Consider the following 17,297-nt stretch of genomic DNA (forward strand, 5'->3'; position numbering starts at 1 on the left):
ACCACCACCTGGGGAGCGCCGGCCCGGGCGGCCGTCGTCGTCGTACCCGCGCCGCCGTGGTGCACGACGGCGGCCACCCGTCCGAACAACTTCTGATGGTTGACCTCGCCGACGGCGAAGCAGTCGTCCCGGTCGTCGATGAGGCCCAAGTCCGCCCAGCCACGCCCCACCAGGACTCGGCAGCCGCTCGCTCGGACCGCCTCGATGGCCACCCGGGCCGCGTCCTGCCCTGCGCGCACGGCCATGCTGCCGAAACCCACGTACACGGGCGGCGCGCCGGCGTCCAGGAAGGCGACGAGCACCGCCGGGAGCGGCCGTTCATCGGGCAGCACCCACGCGCCGGTCTGTACGACATCGAGGCCCGGCGTCTCCAGCCAGGAGCCTGCGCAGGGACTGGGTCAGCGACTTGGCGGTGACGCCACGCAGCGGGACCTTGAGCTCCGAGAAGCGGCGCGGGCCGTCCTGCAGACATCGCAGCATCAGCGTGGCCCACTTGTCGCCCACGCGGAAGGGCACCAGCGGGGACGGGCAGACGGGGTCGAACATCTGGGGATGCAGAGGTGTCCGTGCGGCCTGCGGCTTGGTCATGATCCACACCGTAGGCCGGTATCCGATCGGAAACCAGCCCTCGGCCTACGCTCCCGTCCATGGAAGCGAAGAGCAGCAGGATCATCCTTTTCGGGGCCGGCGGTCGGGTCGGCCGGGCGGCCGTGGCGGAGGCCCGGCGCCGGAGCCACGAGGTCACGACGGCAGGGCGGACCGATGGGGAGGTGACGGACCCAGCGGCCGTGGCGCGGCTCGCGGCCGGACACGACGCGGCGATCGTCGCCGTGCACGACCCCGGGGCGTAGGATATCCGCCGTTCGTGGGCCGAGGGTCGCTTCCGGGGCGCACCTGGTGCAAGAGGGGTGCCTCTCCCCCGGGCGCTGCACTTGAGCGTGTCGCGGGCTCAGCCGCTGGCGAGTATCGGACCAGCCGGGCCAGACAGGATCTGGGGTGCATGGGGGCAGCGCGCGGCAGAAGTGACGGTGGGAATTCGCATCCGGCGCAGGAGATCACGGGTGGTGCGCTTGCGCAGCGTGCTGCGCCAGGCAAGGCCCGGGTGGCGGGAACGCAGGTGCGAAAGCGCCCGGGTCCCCAGACCGGTGCTGCGGAAGCGCTCGTCGATGACCACGGCGGTGATGACGCCCTGGGCACAGTCAGTGCAGATCCGGTACTGGACCTGGCCGACGACCTGGCGGACGTGGACCAGGAGCAGGCATTCCTCGTCGGGCCCCGACGTGTGCGGGATGTGCGTGGACAGGAACTCGATGGCCCGGTAAGCGAGGATGCGGCGGCGGAGCCGACCGGTGAGCCGACTGCGGCGTGAGTGCTTGGCACCTGCATGACCGGGCGGCGAGGTGTGCGCTGCGGGGGCCGGACCGAACAGACTGCTGCTGGTGGGACGCGCATGTTGTCCGTGCATGACGTCTCGTGTGCCCAGACAGCCCACGGATACCCGCCCCGGCGCGCGGGCACCCCGCCCTGGGCGTATGCGTGTCCGGTCAGGGAGGCGGCGGCCACGGATCGCGGCGTGATGACGGACGGCGGGTGGTGTCTCACCCATGTCGGCGTTCGCTGTCGCGGTGGGGGTAGAGAGACTTGAGCTTGTTCCAGTGCTGCTCGAGGTAGGCGTCGGTTTCCCACAGGGGCGGCTCCAGGAACGAAGCATGCAGCTCGGCCAAGCTGTCGCCGGCGGTGTCCGCACTGGTGGGTTGGGGCGCTGTGCGTCGCCAGGGTGTCCTGGCGGCGCTGGCGCCGTGTGCGTCTTGGACCGTGCGGGTGGCCCACCACCGCACGAGCAGCACGGTGGAGGTGAGAGCGGCGGCGGCGATGGCGTGCAGCCCGTGGTGCGCGGCCACGACTTCCTCCCATGGTTTCGTGCGACGGGATCGGGCGGCGCCGACCCCCGGCGGGGCGTAGGCCGGCGCCACCCTGTGACCGGATCAGCCGGGCCAGGTGCCGGTCAGGCGCCGGATGGTGGTCGCTCCGGCCCGGTCAACGGCGGCCTTGACCACGGCGAACATCGCCCCTGCAGGGCTGCGGCGATCAGGATCTCTTGCCAGGTGCGGTGCTCGTCGGTGGCGTCGGGGGCATCGTCGTCGTGGCCGATCATCTTCCACGCCTGCTTCAACGCAGCACCGGCGATCATGCCGCTGGTGGCGCCGAGCGCCAGGCCGACCGGCCGGTAGGCGATCTTGGACGTTTTCACCGGCGCCTGCGCCTGCGGCTGCGGCGCAGGAGCAGGAAGACCACGAGCGCGGCGGCCGCGGCGATCAGTGGGGTGCGGTTGGCCCGCGCCATGGTCGCGGCTTGTTCGGCCTTCTGCCGGACCGGGTCGGGGGTCTTCTCGGCGGCGAGTTGTCCGGCTCGGGCCGCGGTGTCGCGTACCTGGGCGGCGGCGTGTGCGGCCTTGTCGAGGAGCGGATCGGGGGTCTTGTCCTTGACCAGCTGAGCGGCTTGCGCTGCCTCGTCCCGCAGCTGGTGGGTCACCAAGGTGGCTTTCTCGGCGGCCTGCTCCTTGAGCTCGGCCGCCTTCTCCTTGGCCTGCGCCGTGACGTCGACCTTGGCCGCCAGCGCCTCGACGGTCCGGCCGAGTTCCTCGCGGGTGTGCTCGACCTGTTCGCGCAGCTCCTGGGGAGTGGGTGCGGATTCCTTTTCGCCCGGGGAGGGGGTGCTCATCGGTGTGCTGCCTCCTTGATCTCGGCCACGTCGGCCTTGACACTGTCGATGGCCTGCTTGGGTGCGGGGGCGCCGGCCTTGGCGATCTGCTTCTTCCCGGCAGCGGCCATCACTGCCGCGACCGCCGCCAGCAGGGCGGCGATGACCACGGCCGAGGCCCAAACCGGCAGGAGCAGGGCGAGGGCTGCGATCACGGCGCCGACCAGGGCCTGCGCGGCGAGGAAGCCGACGAGGCCGGCGCCACCGAACAGGCCGCCGCCCACGCCGAAGTTTTTGCCCTTCCGGGTCATCTCTGCCCGGGCCAGCTGCATCTCTTCACGGACCAGCTCCGAGATCTGCTGCGACGCTCGTGAGACGAGATCGCCCACCGATTCCTCGGTACTGCCGTGGCCCGGGTTCCTTCCAACGGCGCTCATGGAACCTTCACTTTGCTTCCGTTCCTGCCTGTCCTGCTATTCGGCACGATGGCCGCCTGTCCGTGTTTCCTGTCGGGTGCCGCGCCGGTCAGCGGGCTTGATCGGTGTCATTGGTGTCCTGGATGGGGGCGTCGGCGTTGCGTTTGACGGAGTCGATGCCGTTCAGGCAGGCGCGATGGCTCTCGTAGTGCTCGCTCGTCGCGATCACCTGCCCGTTCGTCGCGATCAGAACGAAGTGATACCCCTTGCCGGACTGGTGCCGGACCTCGAAACGCGCTGCCATGGCAGACCCCTCCCTCGTCGGAATGTGCACGCTGCTATCGGGGCGCGCCTACCCCGCAACCTCCTGGTCACCCGCAGCGACTTGGGGTCATCCCACGTGGCGGGCAAGGAGGCGAGGTGTAGCCCGGACCAGGGCGGCTGCGGCCAATCCGATCGCGGCGCCGCCGGTGACGTCTGAGGGGTAGTGCGCGCCGCTGTGGATTCGCTCGATCGCCACCAGCGCCATGGGGACGGCGCATGCGGCACCGGCCCAGGGCCAGGTAGGCGCGACGGCCGCGGTGAACGCCACCGCGGCGGCGGTGTGCCCGGAGGGGAAGGAAGAGCTGCTGGGCCGTTCCTCGACGTCGTCGTGCGGGATCCACTGCTTGGGCGGCCGACGTCGCTCGACGAGCTGCTTGGCGACCCCGTTGGACAACAGTTCCGCCACAGCCATGGCTGTGATCCCGGCGGCCGCAGCCCTGCGGCCTCGCCAGCCCCCGCCGGCCGCCATGACCACAGCGGCGGTCCACCACAGCTTCGTGTGCTCGGCCGCTTCCTCCACCGGCGGCAACAGGTCGCGGGCCCAGGCCGAATCCCAGGCAGCCATCCGTTTGGTCAGCCGGTGATCAGCGTTGCGCAGCGACGCCAGGATTTCCATGCTTCGCCGCTTCCCCGTCCGCAGCCGCGTCACACGGTGTTCACTCCAGGCGGCGGCGGTCTTCATCACTCCACTTACGTGTGTCCCGGGGCTCGACGTAGGGCTCCTCGTCTGCGGGGTGACCGCCGGCGATGGCGCGCTGGCGGGCCATCTCGGCGTCGAACTCCAGGCCCAGCAGGATGGCCAGGTTGGTGATCCACAACCACACCAGGAAGATGATCACGCCCGCGAGGGTGCCGTACGTCTTGTTGTAGGAGCCGAAGTTCGCGACGTAGAACGCGAAGCCGGCCGAGGCGATCATCCAGATCAGCAGCGCCAGGAAACTCCCGGGCGTCACCCACTTGAAACCGCGGCCCTTCGCGTTCGGAGCGGCCCAGTACAAGATCGCGATCATGATCGTCACCAGCAGGACCAGGAGCGGCCACTTCGCGATCGACCACACCGTCAGCGCACTGTCACCGATGCCGAGTGCAGCCCCGGCCTGCCGGGCCAGGCCGCCGGTGAACACCACGATCAAAGCACTGACCACCGCGAGGATCATCAGCGTGATCGTCAGCGCCAGGCGCAGCGGCAGCACCTTCCACACGGGGCGCCCCTCGGGCATGTCGTAGACGGCGTTCGAGGTACGGATGAACGCGGCCACGTAGCCCGAGGCGGACCAGATCGCGACCGCCAGGCCGACGAGGGCCAGGACGGAGCCGACACCGCTGTTGCCCTGGAGCTGCTGGACCGCGCCTGCGATCACGTCACGCGCGGAGCCGGGTGTCAGCTTCTGCAGGTTGTCCAGCACCTGCTTGGTGGCCGACTCACCCGCAATCCCCAGCAGCGACACCAGGACCAGCAGGGCAGGAAAGAGCGCCAGCACGCCGTAGTAGGTCAAAGCCGCGGCCCGGTCGGCCAGCTCGTCGTCCTTGAACTCCTTCAGCGTGCCGCGCAACACCGCCAGCCACGACCGCCTGGGCAGCTGCGACAGCTGATCCGGAGCCCGCTCCTCAACCTGGTCATCGGGACCCACGCTGGCGCGCCCGCCCGAAGCGGGCTCGCGGCCCTGTTTAGGTGTACGTGTCATATCCGGCGGCTTTCCACTCACACCCGTCCCATGCACCGACCGCGAGCCCGGCGACATGAGTGGGTTGCCTCCTCGCGATGACGTCGAGCGCCGCCTGCGTCGCGGCGGGCGCACTCTTGCCACTACTCGTTTTGAGGCAAACCTCCCGAGACGACGCGCAGAGCTCATTCGTCACTCACGGTGCACGGATCACAGAAGCTGAGCCAGAACCCGTTTTCGTGAACGAAGCCAGCCGCGATCTGGGCAAGAGGGTTGGTTTTTAGGCAGGTAGACCAGTGCGGCCAGGGCCCGGCTCGAAGGCGGCAGCTCGCACCTGCGGGCACCCTCGGGAGTGACGATCAGCATCGCGACCCACTCCACGAGTGCGTGCGGGACGTCGGGGAGGGCACGACAGGGAACCAATGGAGCCCCAACGCTGAAGAGTTGAGGTGGATACCTTGCTCAACAGCCCTGGGGCTCCGCCCGGTCCACCACCACAGTCCGGTCATCCGACTGTGGCCGAGTTGAAAGTCCTCATTGGATCAAAATGACCCTTAGCGGCCCGAAGTCCAGGCAGTGTTCGGCATTCCCAGATTCGAGTCGGCTCCCGTCGCCCCTTCTCGCGTCATCAGCTGGAATATGAGGGTTTCGTTTTCCCTGAGATCGTAGTCGCATGTGGTCGGAGCGTTATTGGCCCCATTTGAGTCATGGCATTCACCCGTCCTGCCGTACGACGTCCTCCATGCGAGAACCGAACGCTTCCCGTCAACGAGCATGTCCTGGACGGTGAACTTATCGCCGTCCGAATAGAAGCAGCCATTTCCCGCCCTCTCGAACGGCAGGTTGCAGAACTGGGTGGTGTCTGTCACCTGGGTGTCCGCCGCGTGAGCCGGCGCCCCGGTTGCAAGCAGTGCCGCCATTGCGCAGATCGTTGCCATAGAAGCCGGCACGATATTCTTGATTCGCATATCCCCCACCAGTGATCAGGCTATGAGCGGTCCACTCATAAACCTGGAATTTACACACCAGTGATCTTGGGGGCAATGAATTTGATGAGAACTTGAGCTAAGGAATCGCGCCGCCTCCCAGGCGTCGCCTGAGGCCAGAACAAACGAGGCCCAATCAGCCGGATTCGCGATATGTCCGCTTCACGGAAAGCCCTCGTGGAGATTCTTTGGCATCGCGCTCTGAAACCTGATCCAAGGGAGGCGACGCAGAGGCTTACAGCGGCTGACACAATGCACTGCTGGGCAAAGGAAATGATCGGCTTTGCGGTCGTAGCGGCGGTGGAGACGGCGGCAACTCGGCGAGCCGCCATGGTGCGTTCGATGGTCCGAGGTGGCGGCCCAGTCGGTGGGAGGACTCGATCCCCTTGCGGGCGATGCGGTGCTTGATGCCGCGTCCGCGTAACGCGTCTGAGAGGCCCGGCCGATGCTGGCGAATGCGTCACCGACAGCGAGGCGAATCCGACGTAGCTCGCTGCGCCTCGGCCCTCCTGTATGTGCACGCAGCGCGTGTCGCCCTAGCGGCGATACGAGGGGCACGCGCAGCACGCCGGGGGATGTGCGCCGGGGCGGCTACCGCTGGGTGGGTGAGCGCCGGGTGCCTCGTGTGTAGGGGCGAAGTACTCGGTTAGTCATACCCGTATGACGATGCACTCGATGAGTTCCGCTGAAGTGGAGACCGGCGCACGATCCTTCACCCAGGTCGAAGAGGCGTTTCGGCGCCTGGAAGCCGAGGCGGCCGCACCGGACCAGCAGACGCAGTTCTCCCGCGGGGCCCTGGCTGGGTACCTGTGGGCGCTTGGACGCGGCGGGCCTGCGCCCATCACCGCCCAGCCGGTGGACGGCGCACCCACTGCGGATGATCTGACCGCGGAGGTGGACGCTGCGACGGCGCAGGTGGAGGATTCCACCCAGCGCACCATCCCCCGCGACTACCTTCACGGAGTCCGCGCCGCGCTTGCCTGGGTGTGCGGACACACCGGCCAGCAGCCCTGAACGGCAAGCTCATCGCCAGCCATGGCGTGTCCGCCACTCCTGTCCTGCAGCTAGCACGCTTCCCAGCGGAGAACGCGCACACCTCTACGTGACCATCAGTGGGGCCGGACACCGGTGGACAAAGAACGAGCTCAGGGCGCGGCCGCCGCCCGGGGTGCGGCGGCGGCCCGGTCCCAGGCGGCGTCGCGCAGCAGGCGAAGACCGTTGAGGCCGACGATGACGGTGGACCCCTCGTGGCCGAGGACACCGAGCGGGAGGGGGAGGTGTCCGGCCAGATCCCAGATGACCAAGCCGGAGATGAAGACCCCGGCGATGACGAGGTTCTGCACGACGAGGCGGCGCGCGGCGCGGGACAGCGCGATCACCGCCGGGACGGTGGCCAGTTCGTCGCGGACGACGACCGCGTCCGCCGTCTCCAGGGCGAGATCGGAGCCTACGCTCCCCATGGCGACGCCCGTGTGCGCGGCGGCCAGCGCGGGCGCGTCGTTGACGCCGTCGCCCACGACCAGCACCTTGCGGCCGGCCGCCTCCAGCGCGCGGACGGCGGTGACCTTGTCCTGGGGCAGCAGTCCGGCCCGGACGTCGGTGAGCCCGACTTCGTCGGCGAGGCGGGTGGCGGCGCGCGCGTTGTCCCCGGTCAGCAGGGTCGGAGCGGATCCGGTCAGCGAGGTGAGTGAGGCGATGGCCGCGCCGGCGCCGGGGCGCAGGCGGTCGGCGAGGCCCAGCACGCCGACCGGGACCCCGTCGCGCTGGACGAGGACGGCGGTGCGGCCGCTGTCCTCCAGTTCGCCCGTCACGGCCAAGGCCTGAGTGCGGGCGGGCTCCGGGACGGCGTCGAGCAGCCGGGCCGGGGCGCCGGCCGTGACGGTGTGTCCGTTCACGGTGGCCGTGACGCCGATTCCGGGTGCGGAGGCGAAGTCCGCGGCCACCGGCAGCGGCAGACGCCGTACGCGGGCGGCGTCCACGACGGCGCGGGCGAGCGGGTGCTCGCTCGCGTGCTCGGCGGCGGCTGCCAGGGTGAGCAGGGCGTCCTCGTCGAGGTCGCTGCCGGGCAGGGGGCGGATCGCGGTGACGCGGGGGGTGCCCTCGGTCAGCGTGCCGGTCTTGTCGAGGGCGACCGCGTCCACCTCCGCGAGACGCTCCATGACGACGGCGGACTTCACCAGCACCCCGTGGCGCCCGGCGTTGGCGATGGCCGACAGCAGCGGCGGCATGGTGGCCAGTACCACCGCGCACGGTGATGCGACGATCATGAAGGTCATGGCCCGCAGGAGGGAGTCGGCGAGGTCCGCGCCGAAGGCCATCGGGACGGCGAAGACGGCCAGGGTGGCGGCGACCATGCCGAGCGAGTAGCGCTGTTCGACCTTCTCGATGAACAGCTGGGTGGGCGCCTTGGTCTGGGAGGCTTCCTCGACCATGGCCACGATCCGGGCGATGACGGACTCGGAGGCGTTTCGCCGCACTGTGATCCGCAAAGCTCCGGTGCCGTTGAGGGTGCCCGCGAACACCTCGTCACCGGTCTCCTTCAGCACCGGCAGGGGTTCGCCCGTGATCGTGGCCTGGTCGATCTCGCTGACGCCGTCCAGGACCCGGCCGTCGGCGCCCACGCGTTCGCCGGGGCGGACGAGGAGGGTGTCGCCGACGACCAGGTCCTCAGTCGCGACCGTCTCCTCGCGGCCGTCGCGCGTCAGGCGGGTGCCGGTGGCGGGGGCCAGGTCGAGCAGGCCGCGCACCGCGTCCTGGGTACGGGCGGTGGCCAGCGCCTCCAGGGCTCCGGAGGTGGCGAAGATGACGATCAGCAGCGCTCCGTCCATCACCTGCCCGATCGACGCCGCCCCGAGCGCGGCGACGATCATCAGCAGGTCCACGTCCAGGGTCTTGTGCCGCAGGGCCCGCAGCCCGGCGAGGGCCGGCTCCCAGCCGCCGCTGACGTAGGCGAGGCCGTACAGCGGGCCCCACGTCCAGACGGGGGCCGCGGCCCATTGCAGGGGCAGGGCGGTCAGGAACAGCAGCAGCGCGGCCGCCGCCCAGCGGGCCTCGGCCAGGGCGAGCACCCGCGTACGGCGCCGCGGGGCGCTGGCGGAGCCGCCGGGCGCCGCGTGGGGCGGGCGCTGGAGCAGGAGAGAAGGCATGAAGCGGCAACCCTTCACGGGCAGGGGACGGCGACACATCCACCTTACAGGAACACCTGAACACATCTTCAGATGTCGTCGGTAGGATGGACGCCATGGGTCACGCAGCCGACGACAAGAACACCGCCACCACGCGCGAACGTCTGGACGCCGTGGGGACCGCGGATGTCGCCGCGACCCTCCAGGCCCTGGCCACCCCCTCGCGGCTGCACATCCTCGCCCGCCTGCAGGAAGGGCCGTGCGCGGTCGGCGATTTGGCGCAGGCGGTCGGGATGGAACCGTCCGCCTGCTCCCACCAGCTACGGCTGCTGCGCAACCTGGGCCTGGTCGCGGGCGAGCGGCAGGGCCGCTCGATCGTCTACTCCCTCTACGACCACCACGTGGCCCAACTCCTCGACCAGGCACTCTTCCACGTCGAGCACCTGCGCCTGGGGCTCCACGACGCACCCGTCACCGAGACGGCCCGGCCGTCCTCCTCCCGCCACTGAGCGCCGCCGAAGCGGAAGGCCGTCTCGGCGTCAATTCGCCTTCCGCCTACGCGCATTGCACCTGAAGCCTTGTGCGGTCCGGCCGGACGCTGCTATTCCATGCCGATAGGAAAGTTTCCTTACGGTCCTCCGATCGTCAACGGGATGGAGTCACCTCACCTTGCGATCCCCACGTCTACGGCTGCGCTCGCTCACCGCAGCCGCGACCCTCGCCGGCGCCCTGCTCCTCGGCCTCACCACCCCGGCGACCGGCGAGACCGCGGACGCGGCCACGCCGGTCGCCGTCAACGGCCAGCTCACCGTCTGCGGCACCAAGCTGTGCAACCAGTACGGCAAACCGGTCCAGCTGCGCGGCATGAGCACCCACGGCACCCAGTGGTACGCCCAGTGCGTGACCGGCGGCTCCCTCGACGCCCTCGCGAAGGACTGGAAGGCCGATGTCCTGCGCATATCGACGTACGTCCAGGAGGGCGGCTACGCCTCGGACCCGCGCAAGTTCACCGATCTCGCCCACCGGTTCATCGAGGAGGCGAGCAAGCGCGGCATGTACGTGATCGTCGACTGGCACATGCTCGACCCGGGCGACCCCCGGTACAACGCCGCCCACGCCAGGACCTTCTTCACCGAGATCGCGAGCCGCCACAAGGACAAGAACAACGTCCTCTACGAGATCGCCAACGAACCCAGTGGTGTCAGCTGGTCCGCGATCAAGAGTTACGCCGAGCAGACCATCCCGGTCATCCGGAACATCGACTCCGACGCGCCGGTCCTCGTCGGTACCCGCGCCTGGTCCTCCCTCGGGGTCTCGGAGGGCGGCGACGAGTCCGAGGTGATCGACCATCAGGTGAACGCGTCCAACATCATGTACACGTTCCACTTCTACGCCGCCTCGCACCAGGCGGAGTACCTGGCCGCGCTGTCCCGAGCGGCCGACCGCATCCCCGTCTTCGTCACCGAGTTCGGCACCCAGAACTACGCGGGTGAGGGGGCCGACGACTTCACGCAGGCGCAGAAGTACCTCGACCTGATGGCGGCGAAGAAGATCAGCTGGGTGAACTGGAACTTCTCCGACGACGGGCGTTCCGGCGCGGTGTTCAAGCCGGGTACCTGCGACGCGGGCGGGCCCTTCGCCGGCACCGGGTCGCTCAAGCAGGCCGGGGTCTGGATCCGCGACCGCATCCGGACTGCCGACGTGTTTCCCACCGGCTGACGGGCCGGCTGACCGGCCGCCCCCGTCCGCCACGCGGGCGGGCGCGGGCGCGGCCGGGGGCGGCGTGGGCCCGCGCCGTCACCGCGCCCCGTCAGTAGGGGTGCGGGGACATGACTTGCGGCTCGGCGTCCGGCGCCTCGAACAGGCAGCGCGGGATACCGGGCCCCGGCGTCACGCGTATGTGGACCGGGGTGGGCGGATCCGTGGGCAGCTCGACGGAGACCGTGGTGAGGTGGTCGCCGTCCGCCGTGGCGAACCCCGTCTCCTTCCCGTCGACGAGCACCTCGACCACGATGGTGGGGCCGGTCTCCACGGTCGCGGTGACCGAGTGCCCCTCGTGGTCGATGTGGAAGTGATGGCGCCGCTTCATCAGGCCGCCTCCCCGGACTCGCGAAACCCCTCTCAAGCCTAGGGTCGGTGACGCGCTGACCCGGCCGGCCGAGGCAGCCCAGCAGCGCGCGGTGCCGACCCGGTCAGCCGAGGGAGTCCAGCAGCGCGGTGCACGCCTCCTCGCAGCGGCGGCAGCTCTCCGCGCACATCCGGCAGTGGTCCATGTCCGCGTGGCTCGCGCACTCGTCCCCGCACGCCTTGCAGGCCGCGACGCACGCCCGCAGGATCGCCCGGGTGACGTCGGCGTCGTAGCCGGTGTGGCGGGACAGGACGGCGGCGGTGGCGGTGCAGATGTCGGCGCAGTCCATGTCCGTGCGGATGCACTTGGTCAGTTCGCCCACCATGCCCTCCGACAGGCAGGCGTCCGCGCAAGCGGTACAGGCCTGGGCGCAGGCGATGCACGCCTCGATGCACTTCGCCATGGCCTCGGCGTCCACGCCGCCCAGATCGGCCGGATAGGTGTCCAGCATGTCCTTCACCGATGCGGTCACGGTGCTCGCCTCCCTCTTCCCCGGCCGGTGGCGCGGCGGATCGGGCGACCCGTCCCAGAACGCCGACGGCACAAGGGGCCACTACCCGTCGGCGCGGACCGCACACGGCGCCCAGCCGTGACATCCCCGGTCCCCCGGTTCTAGGCTGGACCGGTGCGGGGCGGTGCGATCACGCTGTGCCTGGCCGGCGATGTGATGCTCGGCCGGGGGGTCGACCAGATACTTCCGCATCCCGGTGATCCGGCGCTGGCGGAGGCGTACGTCAAGGACGCCCGCTCCTACGTCGAGCTGGCGGAGGCGGCCAACGGACCGATCCCCCGGCCCGCCGATTTCGACTGGCCCTGGGGTGACGCCCTGAAGATCATCCACCGGGCCGCGCCCGACGCGTTCGTACTCAACCTGGAGACGGGTGTCACCCGCAGCGACGACTTCGCGCCGGGCAAGGGCATCCACTACCGCATGCACCCGGACAACCTGCCCTGTCTGGCCGCCGCCCGTCCCGATGTCTGCGTACTGGCGAACAACCACGTCCTCGACTTCGGCCGCCGCGGCCTCGCAGAGACCCTCGGCTCCCTGGCCGGCGCCGGCTTGCGCACGGCGGGGGCGGGACGCGATGCGGACGAGGCCCGCCGCCCCGCGAGCGTCCCGCTCGACAGCGGCCGCCGGATCCTGGTCCTCTCCTTCGCCATGCCGTCCAGCGGGGTCACACCGAGCTGGGCCGCGTCGGCGGACCGCAGCGGGGTCGACTTCGTGGCCGGGGCCTCGCACACCGCGGCGGCCGCGGTCGTCAGCCGTATCCGGCGGGTGAAGCGGCCCGGTGACATCGTCGTCGCGTCGGTCCACTGGGGCTCCAACTGGGGCTACGAGGTCCCCCGCGACCAGGTCCGCTTCGCGCACACCCTCGTGGACGGCGGCGCCGACCTCGTCCACGGCCATTCCTCGCACCACCCCCGCCCACTGGAGGTGTACCGGGGAAAGCTCATCGCCTACGGCTGCGGCGACCTGGTCAACGACTACGAGGGCATCACCGGCTACGAGCAGTACCGCGACGACTTGCGACTCCTCTACTTCCCCGCCCTCGACCCGGACACCGGCCGGCTCGGCGCCCTGCGGATCAGCCCGCTGCGCGCCCGCAGGATGCGGCTGTGGCGCGCACCGCCGGAAGACTGCCGGTGGCTCCAAGGGGCCCTGGGCCGGATCAGCCGCGGCCTCGGTTCACCCATCGCCGTGGAGCGGGACGGCACGCTCACCCTCGCCTTCGGCCACGGGCGGCAGTCGCCGCCCCCGTCCCCGCCCTGAGACGGCGGGTCCGGCCGCCGATTGCGCCGCGGGCCGCGTCACGGGGTACGGCGGCGTACGGCTCACCGTCCGGCCCAGTGCGGCCGCCAGCCGGGCGAAGTGCGCGGCGTCGGCCACGGCCGCGCCACCCGGGTCGTTGTTGAAGTACACGTAGACCTCGGCCTCGTCCGGCCAGGCCGCCGCGATGCGCCCGGCCCAGGAGGTCAACGCCCGTCTGCCGTAGTGCGGCCACGGCTCGGCCGTGCCGCCGTGGAAGCGGACGTAGCCCCAGGACGCGGTACGCCACAGCGGCGCCACGGGACGGGAGCCCCGGTCCGCCCAGCACAGTGCGCTGCCGTGGCGTTCCAGCACCGCGCGCAGCTCGCGCTCCGCGTCCCACCACGAGGCGTGCCGCAGTTCGACGGCCACCGGGATGTGGGCGGGGAAGCAGCGCAGACACGCGTCCAGCGCCGCGGTGTTCTCCCGGTAGGTGGGCGGCAACTGCAGGAGGACGGGCCCCAGCCGGTCGCCGAGGCCTTCGGCGCGGTCCAGCAGCCGGGCCACGGGCTCCTCGGGTTCGCGCAGCCGCTTGATGTGGGTCAGATAGCGGCTGGCCTTGACCGCCATGACGAAGCCCTCGGGCGTCCGCTCCCGCCAGGAGGCGAAGGTCTCCCTGCCGGGCAGGCGGTAGAAGGCGTTGTTGTTCTCGACGGTGGCGAACCGCCGGGTGTACTCCTCCAGCCACAGCCGCAGCGGCTGGTCGGCCGGATAGACGAGCCCCCGCCAGTCCTTGTACTGCCACCCGGAGGTTCCGACGAGCATCGGCATGTCCGGCCTCTGCCCATGGAGAGTGAAGATATCCGGCCAAAGAGCTGCAAGCGGCACAATCGAGGGAGAGGAGCGCGGTGTGAGCGCTCCGGTGGTCCGGTGGTCCGGTTGGAGGGTGGGTCAGATGCCTCGTCCCGGTTCTCATTCCCGCTATGCGCAGGACAAGGGGCTCACCACCCGCATGGTGATCACCATGTTCCTGATCGGACTGCTCTACGTGGTCTTCGTCGGAGTCCTGCTGGCGCTCCTGCGCGACTCGTGGCCGCTCGTCCTGCTGATCGCGGGCGTTCTGTTCGTCGCGCAGTTCTGGTTCAGCGACCGGATCGCGGCCTTCGGCATGGGCGCCCAGGAGGTCACTCCCCAGCAGGCCCCGGAGCTGCACGGCGCCGTGGACCGCATCTGCGCCCTCGCCGACATGCCCAAGCCCCGGGTGGCGATCTCCGACAGCGACGTACCGAACGCCTTCGCCACCGGCCGCAATCAGAGCACCGCCCTGGTCTGCGTCACCACGGGCCTGCTGCGGCGGCTGGAGCCGGAGGAGTTGGAAGGCGTCCTGGCGCACGAGCTGTCGCACGTCGCCCATCGCGACGTCGCGGTGATGACCATCGCCTCCTTCCTCGGTGTGCTGGCGGGCGTGATGACGCGTGTCGCGCTCTACGGGGGCCTCGGCCGCCATGGCCGCGACAGCGGGACCGCCATCGCCGTGCTGGTGATTCCGCTGGTCAGCGCCGTGGTCTATGTGATCAGCTTCCTGCTGACACGGCTGCTGTCCCGCTACCGCGAGCTGTCCGCCGACCGCGCCGCCGCGCTGCTGACGGGCCGTCCGTCGGCGCTCGCCTCCGCGCTCACCAAGGTGACGGGCCAGATGGCGCGGATCCCCACGCGGGACCTGCGGAAGGCGGAATCGTTCAACGCCTTCTGGTTCGCGCCCGCCTTCTCCTCCGAGGTGAGCCTGGGCCGGCTGTTCTCCTCCCACCCGACGCTGGAGCAGCGGCTCGACCAGCTGGCCCGGATCTCGGCGCAGCTCGGCCGGCCGTGACCCGTATGCCTGCCGGGACCCTTACGCCCGCCCCGTACGCCGTAGCCCGCCGCACCGCCGCCCGCCATCTATCAGGCCAGCCACCCAGGACCGGAGGTCTCCCGTGGGAATCCTCGACACCATCCTCGGCCGCAGCAAGCCGGTACGCCCCGATCTCGACCAGCTCTTCGCCCTGCCGGGCGCCGCGATCACCCTTGAGGCGGGGGCGGGCTTCGCCCCGACGGGCCTCGGCTCGGTGTGCTTCGCCAGCGTGGAGGGCGGCGCCTTCGCACGCCTTCAGGACGACGTACGGGCGCTCCTCGACGCGGACACCGGCCGCGGCGGTACGCCCGTCGAGTTCAGCCGGGACGCGTACGGCTACACCTGGATCCTCGCCCGCCAACCGGCGGAGGACACGGCGTCGCTGGTCAACGACCTGCACGCCGTCAACACGCTCCTGGAGGAGGCGGGCTTCGGCCCGCAGTTGCTCTGCTCGCTGATGAGCTTTCGCAAGGCCTCGGAGGACCGGGCGCTGGCGCTGGTCTACCTCTACAAGCGCGGCACCTTCTACCCCTTCGCCCCGCTGCCTGGGGCGGCCGAGAAGCGTGACGGTGCTCTGGAGCTCCAGGCCAGGTCCCTGCTGGCGGATGATCTCCGTATCGAGCCGGACCTGGGCCGCTGGTTCCCGGTGTGGGGCGCGCCGGGGCTCGGCACGAAGTGACGCGCACCCGGGCGAAGGCGTCCCCGCCTCCCCCATCCCCATCCCCGTGCTCCGGCGGCGCGGCGGCCTCGGCATGCGGCCTGCGGCCCGCCGGAGCACGCTGGTGCTGAAGCTGCCCGTCCGCCGACCGGCAGCGCGGCCAGGAAAGGACTGCCAGGGATGTTCGCGAGGCTGAGCACCTACCAGGGATCACCGGTTCCCGCCGAGGGGGACGTGAGCGCGAATTCGGAGGCCATCGTCGCGCAGGTTCAGGACGTTCCCGGTTTCCGGGGGGTCTACTACCTCGTCGACCGGGCCTCCGGGAAAGCCCTGTCGCTGACCCTGTGGGAGGACGCGGAGACCATGGCAGCGAGCGAGGAGAAGGCCACCCGGATCCGCGAGGAGAGCGCCCGGCGGGAAGGCCAGCGGATCGTCTCGGTCGAACATTTCGAGGTGGGCTTCAGCAAGCTCAAGCCGTAGTGGGGCGGGCGCCCGTGCCCCGTCTCGGTTTAAGAACGCGCTCATATGGAAATTCGCTCGGTGTGCCGCGGTTCCGCATCTGTGCGGAGGGAGACCGAGGCCGCGAGCCTTCTACGGGCGGCCCGCCGCGGCACACCAGAGCACCAGAGCACCACAGACGTCAAGAACCACAGATTGGCGCCCAGAGCCCGCCTTTGCGACAACGCACGCGCCTGACCGCCGCTCCCGCACCACAGCGGGGCGGCGGTCGGCCTTTGCGACACTCCGGCGGCCGTTCGGCGCTCCCGCTCACATGTTGAGCGCGATGGCGTAGGCCAGGAAGAAGAGCGCGCAGACGACCGCCACGAAGCAGATGACGACGATCGGCCCCTTGGACCAGCCCCGCTTGAGGGGCCGGTACGGGCCCGCGCCCGAGCTGGTGCTCGACTCGCCGGGCGGGGTCTCCCCCGCCGGGACGCCGCCGCCCGGTTCGAGTCCCGGTGTGTTGCGGGGATCCGGGTCGGGATTGTTCGCCTTCATGGTGAGTCCTCGCCTCCGACGATGTTCCAGTCCGCGCGCCGGGCGCCTGCCCCGTTCACACCCTCGGCCACGGTTCGCCCCCTGCCACGTTCCGCGTGGAGCGACCGCCGTCCGCCGGGGCACGGACATGGCCGTTGGCGCGGACACTGATGTCTCCGGACCGCATCCGCTGGACCGCCGTCCGGCGCAACAGCAGCCCCGGAACCAGCCAGCAGACGGCGAACCACAGCACCAGGAGGGCGTCCAGCACGAGCGCGGCGGGCCCGCTCAGCACCATCCGCAGCACGATCAGCAGTCCCAGCGCCACCATGCCCAGCAGCAGGCACAGACCGACCGCCGTGAACCGTGCCGCCCACGTCACCGTCTCCGGCTTCAGCCCGAGGCCGGTCACGAGCCGGTGGACGCACACCGGGGCCGTCAGCGCGCCCGTCGCCGCGGCGCCCAGCAGGACGCACGCCACGTACATGTAGTGATCAGCCCGGCCGAGCCGTTCGAAGCCGGGGGCGAAGGCCGCCGCCAGCAGGAAGGCCAGCAGGAGCTGCACGCCGGTGAGCGTGACCCGTACCTCGTGGAGCAGCTCGCACCACAGGCGGTCGGCCCTCTCGTCGACGCTTTCTCGCCGGTCGCCGGGACCGACACCTCTGGCGTTCACGGCGCCC

The 17,297-nt window shown here is 70.5% G+C and carries 23 protein-coding genes and 4 pseudogenes; 9 read left to right on the forward strand and 18 right to left on the reverse strand.

Annotation, left to right across the window (positions count from 1 at the left end):
- Both ACWDX7_RS25090 and ACWDX7_RS25095 read right to left on the reverse strand, forming a co-directional pair.
- Positions 1-371 (reverse strand): annotated as a pseudogene (locus ACWDX7_RS25090) (glycosyltransferase); the annotation flags it as partial.
- Positions 372-378: 7 nt separating this feature from the next.
- Positions 379-588 (reverse strand): annotated as a pseudogene (locus ACWDX7_RS25095) (winged helix-turn-helix transcriptional regulator); the annotation flags it as partial.
- A gap of 59 nt (positions 589-647) precedes the next feature.
- Here ACWDX7_RS25095 and ACWDX7_RS25100 point away from each other — a divergent pair.
- On the forward strand, positions 648-851 hold the full coding sequence (locus ACWDX7_RS25100) for a hypothetical protein (RefSeq protein ID WP_451492040.1): 204 nt from the start codon (positions 648-650) through the stop codon (positions 849-851).
- Between the two features lie 98 nt (positions 852-949).
- Here the strand turns inward: ACWDX7_RS25100 and ACWDX7_RS25105 are convergent, their stop codons facing one another.
- The 10 genes and pseudogenes from ACWDX7_RS25105 to ACWDX7_RS25150 all read right to left on the reverse strand — a co-directional run bounded on the left by ACWDX7_RS25105 (position 950) and on the right by ACWDX7_RS25150 (position 6,072).
- Positions 950-1,465: a GNAT family N-acetyltransferase gene (locus tag ACWDX7_RS25105; protein WP_451492041.1), complete on the reverse strand. Its 516-nt coding sequence runs from the start codon at positions 1,463-1,465 to the stop codon at positions 950-952.
- A gap of 133 nt (positions 1,466-1,598) precedes the next feature.
- The gene (locus tag ACWDX7_RS25110) at positions 1,599-1,901 is read right to left on the reverse strand and encodes a hypothetical protein (RefSeq protein WP_451492042.1); all 303 of its coding nucleotides are present in this window, start codon (positions 1,899-1,901) and stop codon (positions 1,599-1,601) included.
- A gap of 84 nt (positions 1,902-1,985) precedes the next feature.
- A pseudogene (locus ACWDX7_RS25115) lies at positions 1,986-2,251 on the reverse strand (DUF4235 domain-containing protein).
- Entirely contained in the window at positions 2,248-2,721 is a 474-nt protein-coding gene (locus tag ACWDX7_RS25120; RefSeq protein WP_451492043.1) for a DUF3618 domain-containing protein, read from the reverse strand. The pseudogene ACWDX7_RS25115 and the gene ACWDX7_RS25120 overlap by 4 nt, the downstream one beginning before the upstream one ends.
- Complete coding sequence (locus ACWDX7_RS25125) at positions 2,718-3,137, reverse strand: phage holin family protein (protein WP_451492044.1); 420 nt, start codon at positions 3,135-3,137, stop codon at positions 2,718-2,720. Before ACWDX7_RS25125 ends, ACWDX7_RS25120 begins: the two co-directional genes overlap by 4 nt.
- 88 nt (positions 3,138-3,225) lie before the next feature.
- A complete protein-coding gene (locus ACWDX7_RS25130; protein ID WP_451492045.1) occupies positions 3,226-3,420 on the reverse strand; it encodes a YegP family protein in 195 nt (64 codons plus the stop codon).
- Positions 3,421-3,507: 87 nt separating this feature from the next.
- Positions 3,508-4,122 (reverse strand): phosphatase PAP2 family protein, encoded by a 615-nt coding sequence (locus ACWDX7_RS25135; RefSeq protein ID WP_451492046.1) that lies wholly within the window; start codon positions 4,120-4,122, stop codon positions 3,508-3,510.
- Positions 4,097-5,125, reverse strand: coding sequence for a YihY/virulence factor BrkB family protein (locus tag ACWDX7_RS25140; protein ID WP_451492047.1), 1,029 nt, complete (start codon positions 5,123-5,125; stop codon positions 4,097-4,099). Before ACWDX7_RS25140 ends, ACWDX7_RS25135 begins: the two co-directional genes overlap by 26 nt.
- A 224-nt stretch (positions 5,126-5,349) precedes the next feature.
- A pseudogene (locus tag ACWDX7_RS25145) lies at positions 5,350-5,527 on the reverse strand (IS5/IS1182 family transposase); the annotation flags it as partial.
- Between the two features lie 131 nt (positions 5,528-5,658).
- On the reverse strand, positions 5,659-6,072 hold the full coding sequence (locus ACWDX7_RS25150; RefSeq protein ID WP_451492048.1) for a hypothetical protein: 414 nt from the start codon (positions 6,070-6,072) through the stop codon (positions 5,659-5,661).
- A gap of 693 nt (positions 6,073-6,765) precedes the next feature.
- Here ACWDX7_RS25150 and ACWDX7_RS25155 point away from each other — a divergent pair.
- The gene (locus ACWDX7_RS25155) at positions 6,766-7,104 is read left to right on the forward strand and encodes a hypothetical protein (protein ID WP_451492049.1); all 339 of its coding nucleotides are present in this window, start codon (positions 6,766-6,768) and stop codon (positions 7,102-7,104) included.
- Between the two features lie 131 nt (positions 7,105-7,235).
- On the opposite strand, the gene ACWDX7_RS25160 is transcribed toward ACWDX7_RS25155, so the two are convergent.
- Complete coding sequence (locus tag ACWDX7_RS25160; RefSeq protein ID WP_451492050.1) at positions 7,236-9,236, reverse strand: heavy metal translocating P-type ATPase; 2,001 nt, start codon at positions 9,234-9,236, stop codon at positions 7,236-7,238.
- A 95-nt stretch (positions 9,237-9,331) separates the two neighbouring features.
- Here ACWDX7_RS25160 and ACWDX7_RS25165 point away from each other — a divergent pair, with 95 nt between their 5' ends.
- Together ACWDX7_RS25165 and ACWDX7_RS25170 are read left to right on the forward strand one after the other, a co-directional pair.
- Positions 9,332-9,724 (forward strand): ArsR/SmtB family transcription factor, encoded by a 393-nt coding sequence (locus ACWDX7_RS25165; RefSeq protein ID WP_451492051.1) that lies wholly within the window; start codon positions 9,332-9,334, stop codon positions 9,722-9,724.
- Positions 9,725-9,884: 160 nt separating this feature from the next.
- A complete protein-coding gene (locus ACWDX7_RS25170; RefSeq protein WP_451492052.1) occupies positions 9,885-10,934 on the forward strand; it encodes a glycoside hydrolase family 5 protein in 1,050 nt (349 codons plus the stop codon).
- 91 nt (positions 10,935-11,025) lie between these two features.
- Here ACWDX7_RS25170 and ACWDX7_RS25175 read toward each other — a convergent pair whose 3' ends face one another.
- Entirely contained in the window at positions 11,026-11,304 is a 279-nt protein-coding gene (locus tag ACWDX7_RS25175) for a hypothetical protein (protein WP_451492053.1), read from the reverse strand.
- 103 nt (positions 11,305-11,407) lie between these two features.
- A complete protein-coding gene (locus ACWDX7_RS25180; RefSeq protein ID WP_451492054.1) occupies positions 11,408-11,815 on the reverse strand; it encodes a four-helix bundle copper-binding protein in 408 nt (135 codons plus the stop codon).
- On the opposite strand from ACWDX7_RS25180, the gene ACWDX7_RS25185 reads away from it, so the two are divergent.
- Together ACWDX7_RS25185 and ACWDX7_RS25190 are read left to right on the forward strand one after the other, a co-directional pair.
- Positions 11,793-11,936, forward strand: coding sequence for a hypothetical protein (locus tag ACWDX7_RS25185; protein ID WP_451492055.1), 144 nt, complete (start codon positions 11,793-11,795; stop codon positions 11,934-11,936). The genes ACWDX7_RS25180 and ACWDX7_RS25185 overlap by 23 nt on opposite strands.
- A 32-nt stretch (positions 11,937-11,968) precedes the next feature.
- Positions 11,969-13,114 (forward strand): CapA family protein, encoded by a 1,146-nt coding sequence (locus ACWDX7_RS25190; protein ID WP_451492056.1) that lies wholly within the window; start codon positions 11,969-11,971, stop codon positions 13,112-13,114.
- On the opposite strand, the gene ACWDX7_RS25195 is transcribed toward ACWDX7_RS25190, so the two are convergent.
- Positions 13,031-13,921 carry a DUF72 domain-containing protein gene (locus ACWDX7_RS25195; RefSeq protein ID WP_451492057.1) on the reverse strand — a complete coding sequence of 297 codons (891 nt, stop codon included), beginning with the start codon at positions 13,919-13,921 and terminating at the stop codon, positions 13,031-13,033. The genes ACWDX7_RS25190 and ACWDX7_RS25195 overlap by 84 nt on opposite strands.
- A gap of 124 nt (positions 13,922-14,045) precedes the next feature.
- Between ACWDX7_RS25195 and htpX the strand changes: the two genes are divergently transcribed.
- From htpX to ACWDX7_RS25210, 3 genes are all read left to right on the forward strand, one after another.
- Positions 14,046-14,960 carry a zinc metalloprotease HtpX gene (htpX, locus tag ACWDX7_RS25200; RefSeq protein ID WP_451492058.1) on the forward strand — a complete coding sequence of 305 codons (915 nt, stop codon included), beginning with the start codon at positions 14,046-14,048 and terminating at the stop codon, positions 14,958-14,960.
- Between the two features lie 103 nt (positions 14,961-15,063).
- On the forward strand, positions 15,064-15,660 hold the full coding sequence (gene pspAB, locus ACWDX7_RS25205; protein ID WP_451492059.1) for a PspA-associated protein PspAB: 597 nt from the start codon (positions 15,064-15,066) through the stop codon (positions 15,658-15,660).
- Between the two features lie 159 nt (positions 15,661-15,819).
- Positions 15,820-16,119 carry a hypothetical protein gene (locus tag ACWDX7_RS25210; RefSeq protein WP_451492060.1) on the forward strand — a complete coding sequence of 100 codons (300 nt, stop codon included), beginning with the start codon at positions 15,820-15,822 and terminating at the stop codon, positions 16,117-16,119.
- A 288-nt stretch (positions 16,120-16,407) separates the two neighbouring features.
- Here the strand turns inward: ACWDX7_RS25210 and ACWDX7_RS25215 are convergent, their stop codons facing one another.
- Positions 16,408-16,638, reverse strand: a complete 231-nt coding sequence (locus ACWDX7_RS25215; protein ID WP_451492061.1) for a DUF6480 family protein — start codon at positions 16,636-16,638, stop codon at positions 16,408-16,410.
- Between the two features lie 55 nt (positions 16,639-16,693).
- A complete protein-coding gene (locus ACWDX7_RS25220; RefSeq protein ID WP_451492062.1) occupies positions 16,694-17,290 on the reverse strand; it encodes a DUF6328 family protein in 597 nt (198 codons plus the stop codon).
- Positions 17,291-17,297: the final 7 nt, after the last annotated feature.

It is taken from the genome of Streptomyces sp. NPDC003034, from assembly GCF_053591375.1.

Excerpts from the sequence above, each read along its gene's own strand:
- ACWDX7_RS25100 (WP_451492040.1), top strand. The coding sequence starts at position 648 with ATGGAAGCGAAGAGCAGCAGGATCATCCTTTTCGGGGCCGGCGGTCGG.
- ACWDX7_RS25105 (WP_451492041.1), bottom strand. The coding sequence starts at position 1,465 with ATGCACGGACAACATGCGCGTCCCACCAGCAGCAGTCTGTTCGGTCCG.
- ACWDX7_RS25120 (WP_451492043.1), bottom strand. The coding sequence starts at position 2,721 with ATGAGCACCCCCTCCCCGGGCGAAAAGGAATCCGCACCCACTCCCCAG.
- ACWDX7_RS25125 (WP_451492044.1), bottom strand. The coding sequence starts at position 3,137 with ATGAGCGCCGTTGGAAGGAACCCGGGCCACGGCAGTACCGAGGAATCG.
- ACWDX7_RS25130 (WP_451492045.1), bottom strand. The coding sequence starts at position 3,420 with ATGGCAGCGCGTTTCGAGGTCCGGCACCAGTCCGGCAAGGGGTATCAC.
- ACWDX7_RS25135 (WP_451492046.1), bottom strand. The coding sequence starts at position 4,122 with ATGAAGACCGCCGCCGCCTGGAGTGAACACCGTGTGACGCGGCTGCGG.
- ACWDX7_RS25140 (WP_451492047.1), bottom strand. The coding sequence starts at position 5,125 with ATGACACGTACACCTAAACAGGGCCGCGAGCCCGCTTCGGGCGGGCGC.
- ACWDX7_RS25150 (WP_451492048.1), bottom strand. The coding sequence starts at position 6,072 with ATGCGAATCAAGAATATCGTGCCGGCTTCTATGGCAACGATCTGCGCA.
- ACWDX7_RS25155 (WP_451492049.1), top strand. The coding sequence starts at position 6,766 with ATGAGTTCCGCTGAAGTGGAGACCGGCGCACGATCCTTCACCCAGGTC.
- ACWDX7_RS25160 (WP_451492050.1), bottom strand. The coding sequence starts at position 9,236 with ATGCCTTCTCTCCTGCTCCAGCGCCCGCCCCACGCGGCGCCCGGCGGC.
- ACWDX7_RS25165 (WP_451492051.1), top strand. The coding sequence starts at position 9,332 with ATGGGTCACGCAGCCGACGACAAGAACACCGCCACCACGCGCGAACGT.
- ACWDX7_RS25175 (WP_451492053.1), bottom strand. The coding sequence starts at position 11,304 with ATGAAGCGGCGCCATCACTTCCACATCGACCACGAGGGGCACTCGGTC.
- ACWDX7_RS25185 (WP_451492055.1), top strand. The coding sequence starts at position 11,793 with ATGTCCTTCACCGATGCGGTCACGGTGCTCGCCTCCCTCTTCCCCGGC.
- ACWDX7_RS25195 (WP_451492057.1), bottom strand. The coding sequence starts at position 13,921 with ATGCCGATGCTCGTCGGAACCTCCGGGTGGCAGTACAAGGACTGGCGG.
- htpX (WP_451492058.1), top strand. The coding sequence starts at position 14,046 with ATGCCTCGTCCCGGTTCTCATTCCCGCTATGCGCAGGACAAGGGGCTC.
- ACWDX7_RS25210 (WP_451492060.1), top strand. The coding sequence starts at position 15,820 with ATGTTCGCGAGGCTGAGCACCTACCAGGGATCACCGGTTCCCGCCGAG.
- ACWDX7_RS25215 (WP_451492061.1), bottom strand. The coding sequence starts at position 16,638 with ATGAAGGCGAACAATCCCGACCCGGATCCCCGCAACACACCGGGACTC.